This window comes from Polaromonas sp. CG_9.7 (assembly GCF_015752205.1).
Classification (GTDB): Bacteria; Pseudomonadota; Gammaproteobacteria; order Burkholderiales; family Burkholderiaceae_C; genus Polaromonas.
The window spans coordinates 1-4,985 of sequence record NZ_JADOVG010000038.1; the positions used below are offsets into that span (position 1 = coordinate 1).

Sequence of the window (4,985 nt, forward strand, 5' to 3'; positions counted from 1 at the left end):
CACGTTCCAGAAATCGGCGGGCAGCAGCCATATCTCGCTTGGCAGTCAGCAGGAAGTCCACCGTATCGCCAGCCCTGTCAACAGCCCGGTAAAGGTACTTCCACTGGCCGGCCACTTTAATGTAGGTTTCGTCCATCCGCCAACTCTTGCCAACGGGGTTCTTGCGCCGACGAAATACGGCGGCCAGCACCGGCACCATCTTGATTGCCCAGCGATGCACAGTAGCGTGGTCAACGAAAACACCGCGTTCCCGCATCATTTCCTCAACATGGCGCAGGCTCAACGGATAGGCCACATACCAGCGCACGCACGTCAACATCACCTCGAGGGGATAGTGAAACCGTTTGAGGACCTTGCGCAGGGCGCTGTTGATTGAACTTTTGCGGAAATCAAGCATGCGCTGGATTGTCGTTCACGCTTATTGCGACAGAACCGCAAGACGCGGCCCACGGGCTGTCCGGGTAAAAGTTGCTCTAACAGGATGTCGATGAAGCGATGAACAGATGAAGATCAGGCGCCGTTTCCCCGCTTCATCTGTCGCCGTTTTGAGTGCGGCCGCTCTGCTCATGGCCGCGCTGTACCTCGGCTTTCGCGTTCTCGACCCGGTGCCCCCCAACCGGCTCGTACTCGTTGCCGGAGCGGCGGGGTCCAGGTACGACGGGTTTGCCAGGCAATACGCACAGGTGCTCGCTCGTCAAGGCATCACGCTTGAAATCCGCCATGCCGCCGGTGCGGTCGACGGCCTTGCGCAGCTGCGCGATGCATCTTCCGGCGTGCAGGCGGCGCTGACGACGTTTGGTTTTACCGAAACCCGTGACGCCCTTGAACTTGCGTCGCTCGGCGGCGTGTACGACGCGCCGATCTTCGTGTTCTACCGGGGCGCTGAGCCGATCACGCGATTTGACCAGTTGCGCGGCAAACGGCTGTCCATCGGCGTGGCCGGAACGGCCCTGCGCCCTCTTATTCGTGCAGTGCTTCAGGAAACCCAAGCGCTCGATGCGTCAACGCAGCTCGTTGACATGGAGCCTGCCCAGTCGCTCGATGCGCTGATCGCAGGCGGTTTGGATGCGGTTGTCCTTGCGGCATCCCTTGGTAGCCCCCTGCTGCAGCGGGCACTCGATGCGCCCAGCATTCGGATGATGAACGTCGCACAGGCCGAAGCCATCGCCAAAGCCGTTCCGGGACTTCGGCACGTGGTCCTGTGGCGAGGCCTTATCAGTCTGGGCCGTGATGTGCCGAGCGAAAATATCGACCTGCTGGGCTCGCGCAACCGGCTGCTTGTGCGCAAGGACCTGCACCCGGCGCTGCAGTACATGCTGTTGGAAGCGATGCGCGAAGTCCACTGGCAGCCAGGCCCGTTCAACCGTATCGGCGAGTACCCGTCCGAGCAAGCCAGCGACTTGCCGCTGTCGCCCACGGCGCAGGCCTTTTATCGCGACGGGCCGAGCTTTTGGCGGCAGTACACATCGTTCTGGCTGGCCTCGCTCCTGGACCGGGTCATGTTCTTTGTTATTCCCATTTTTGCGATGCTGGTTCCTCTGATCAGCTTCGCACCGCGCACCTACCGGTGGCTGCGCATGCGTCGCATTGACCGGCTGCACGGATCGCTCGCAAGCATCGAGAGCGAGCTTGAACTCGATGGCAATGCATCACAGCTGGTGCAGACGCGCGGCCACCTGTCAAGCCTCGAGTTGGCCGTGCGGTCACTGAAGGTAGCGCGGCCGTTCGTCGCCGATCTTCACCGCCTGCGGGTTCATTTGCGGATGGTCCAGGAAAGCTTGATGCAGCGAGAAGCCCGCGTTGCAGCGGAATCCACCCGCCCAGAATGCAGCTCTCCGAATGCTCCCGTACCCCTGCCGGAGAACTGTCAGCATCTACACAGTGCAATGTAATCTACCAAAACTCAACCAACTCAATCAAAACCACCCCCCTGGCCCGACCTCCCCGCGCCTGCGAGGGGGATGAGGGGGCGGGAGGGGAGGTTTTTCGGGGTGGGGGTTGGGTGGGGTTACGTTGATTACATTCCTGTTTGGTTGTTTGTGCCGCTGACTTTTATTGCCCTCGGCTGGGCCTGACAGCCCTTATATCGGCCTGATCTCGATTTCCGAGGGCGCAGGCATCGGGTTCGGGCAGCGCTTGACCCAGGCCACTGCTTCTTCGAGCGATGGCAGCTCCCACAGCCAGTAGCCGGCCACCAGGTCCCCGGCGAAAGGTCCGTCAACGACCGTGCGCGAGGGGCCCTCGAAGCGCACCCGCTTGGCCTCGCGGCTCGGGCGCAGGCCGTCGCAGTCCTGCAGCACACCTGCTTGCCTGAGCGCTTCGTTGAAGACTTCCATCGCGGCCATCTGCTCCTTCATCTGCGCCTGGCTCATCGCGGCCAAACGCGCCTCGAGATCAGGATTGGACTTGACCAAAATCATGAACTTCATCGCTGCCTCCAGTGAGTGGGTTGAAAATTTCATGTTGCTGCCTGGTCAGTTCCAGGCGATCAGACGGCAAAGTCGCGGGGTGTCAGGCGGGTCCTACGCCAGGGTGTGGACTTGGAACCTCCCATGGCCATCACCATGAGTTTGCCGCCGCGGATACCAAGCCAGGGTCGATGAAGGCCAGCGGAGTGTTTGAGGGCAGCAGACGCACCGCCGCAAGCCAAGCAAGGGGTGAAAACAAGCCATGCCAGGATGAGCTTGGGCTCCAAGCACAGTACGATGCGGGCTGGTTCAACTTTTCAGAAAAAACCCACATCATGGATGACCTCATCAAGCTCAGGCAGCAAATTACCGAGATGGAAAAGCAAGCCCTTGAGCTGCAAAAGAAGAACCGCCCGGCTGTGCTGGCGCACCTGCGCGAGCAGATGACGGCCTATGGCATCACGACCGAGGAGCTTGGCCGTGCAGCGCCCAAGCCTGCCAGGCCCAAGGCAGCGCCGGCCAAGGCGGCTACAAGCGCGCCCAAGGGCAAAAAGCCGGTTTCATCCGCGCCAGCGAAGTACCAGGGTCCGGATGGCCAAGTGTGGAGCGGCCGGGGACCGGCGCCAGGGTGGCTCAATGCTTTGCTGGTCCAGGGCAAGACGCGCGAGGATTTCCTAATACAGACAGATGCGAGCGCCTCTGGCAGCACAGTGGCAGAGTAAAAAACCAAACGAAGCGCAAGGCAGACTCTTTACGCATGGCCCCCGCCCGGCCAGAGAATTGAAAATCCTTATATTGGTGGTTCGTTGCCCCCAGGCCACCAAGGTTTACCTTGTAAAGAAGCTAACCCATGCGGTTGGCTTTTTTGTTTCCGAGGACAAACAGTCCTCGTGTTCGGTCCATTTCCGGGCTACAGCTTTTTATGGAAAGCTTTCCCCACTTCTCCCCCCTCTGTCGATTTTTTTCCTCGTGTACATGTGTTCGCCAGTTGATGTTTCATGCTGACACTACTCGCACGCCGATACGAGCATGGGTGTTCGATGGGCCAGTTTTCCAGTTGTGCCAGAAGGAACTATCAGCGGTTATCCCAGCCAAAAGCCAGATAGGAAACTTTTCTTAGGCTTTCTTCACAGTTACGGGACAATACACAGACTATGGCAACCGCAGATCAGCTCAAAGCACTGCTTCGCTCCCACCTAGAAGGCGATGATCGCCATTTCTATTCGGTAGCGATGCAGGTGGCTGCGCACGAGGCAAAGCAAGGTCATGGACGGCTTGCTGAAGAGATGCGCGAACTGATCGATGCAGCCAAGGCAAAGCGCGTGCCTAACGAAATTTCGGCTGCTCCAGTGCCTCTGGCAAGGCCGAAAGGCGAACTGGCTTCGTTGCTAAGTGTTTCTTACCCTAGTCGCCGCTTTGGCGATATGGTGCTCTCCAATGACGTGGAACACAGCTTGCAGCGCGTTCTCAAGGAGCAGCGGTACATGACAAAGCTGCGTGAACATGGGTTGCATCCACGTCGAAAAATTCTATTGGTGGGACCTTCTGGAACAGGAAAGACAATGACCGCTGCGGCCCTGGCCGGTGAGTTGGGGGTGCCTTTGTTTGTTGTTCGCCTAGATGCGCTCATCACAAAATTCATGGGTGAGACGGCTGCGAAACTGCGACAGGTCTTCGACGCGGTCCAGTCAACGCGGGGGGTGTATTTCTTCGACGAGTTCGATGCTATCGGCAGTCAGCGAGGTTTAGCCAACGATGTTGGTGAGGTTCGTCGAATTCTCAACAGTTTTCTGTTGATGATTGAGCAAGACGACTCAAGCAGCGTGATCGTGGCTGCGACCAATCATCCCGAAATTTTGGATCAAGCTCTCTTTCGACGCTTCGACGATGTGATCGAGTACCACGTTCCCTCGCCTGACGAAATTCATAAACTGCTGCAAGTGAGAGTGGCTCGCTACATGCGCGGCACGAAAAAGGTCTGGAACGATCTTGTCGCTGCAGCGGGCGGGCTTAGCCATGCCGACATATCGCGGGCTATAGATGACACGCTTAAGGATGCTGTTATGCGGGATGTCGACCAGATTGTGCCGGCAGCATTGCTGAAGCTACTGGAAAGCCGGCAGGCTGCAAAAAAGCGTACTGACGGTCATGGAAAACAATAATTAGATATCTATGGCCACAGGCGCACTCCGACCCCATATCTTTCTTCAAAACACCAGCAGAACAGAGCACTTTACAGCGCCTTCAATGGGCGGAGGCAGCCCTACAGTGGTTCCGCCGCAAAATCGACAGATGCACGCAGCGGAACTTCGACAGCAGTTTGCACAAGTCGAAGTGGCCCAGCAAGCACTCATAGCTCAACAGCAGCAAGCTAACGTTCAAACAGCCATCGGCGTGCAGGTCGAATTCGAAAGCATGCATGGAGTAAAGATGGCTGCTGAAAGCTTGGCTCGGGATCACAGCGGCATTGAGCTAATGAATGGTAAGCGGCCAGCGATGACATCTTGAATAAGCATGTCGAAATATGCTACGGGTTAGCGAAGCGTCAGCCCGCAGGCTGCCAGTGATGGGGCAGCA

At 58.0% G+C, this 4,985-nt stretch carries 6 protein-coding genes; 4 read left to right on the forward strand and 2 right to left on the reverse strand.

The genetic code is table 11. The features are described from left to right. A partial coding sequence (locus tag IWX87_RS19305) for an IS6 family transposase (protein ID WP_196865120.1) occupies positions 1-397 on the reverse strand: 397 nt, incomplete at its 3' end. Positions 398-566: 169 nt separating this feature from the next. Here IWX87_RS19305 and IWX87_RS19310 point away from each other — a divergent pair. After that, a complete protein-coding gene (locus IWX87_RS19310) occupies positions 567-1,892 on the forward strand; it encodes a TAXI family TRAP transporter solute-binding subunit (protein ID WP_196865121.1) in 1,326 nt (441 codons plus the stop codon). Positions 1,893-2,081: 189 nt separating this feature from the next. Here IWX87_RS19310 and IWX87_RS19315 read toward each other — a convergent pair whose 3' ends face one another. Beyond that, positions 2,082-2,462, reverse strand: a complete 381-nt coding sequence (locus IWX87_RS19315) for a YciI family protein (RefSeq protein WP_196865122.1) — start codon at positions 2,460-2,462, stop codon at positions 2,082-2,084. 281 nt (positions 2,463-2,743) lie between these two features. Between IWX87_RS19315 and IWX87_RS19320 the strand changes: the two genes are divergently transcribed. The 3 genes from IWX87_RS19320 (at position 2,744) to IWX87_RS19330 (ending at position 4,916) form a co-directional block, all read left to right on the forward strand. Further along, positions 2,744-3,130, forward strand: coding sequence for an H-NS family nucleoid-associated regulatory protein (locus IWX87_RS19320; protein WP_196865123.1), 387 nt, complete (start codon positions 2,744-2,746; stop codon positions 3,128-3,130). A 432-nt stretch (positions 3,131-3,562) separates the two neighbouring features. After that, entirely contained in the window at positions 3,563-4,570 is a 1,008-nt protein-coding gene (locus tag IWX87_RS19325) for an AAA family ATPase (protein ID WP_196865124.1), read from the forward strand. Between the two features lie 130 nt (positions 4,571-4,700). Beyond that, entirely contained in the window at positions 4,701-4,916 is a 216-nt protein-coding gene (locus IWX87_RS19330; RefSeq protein WP_196865125.1) for a hypothetical protein, read from the forward strand. The last annotated feature ends 69 nt before the right edge of the window (positions 4,917-4,985 follow it).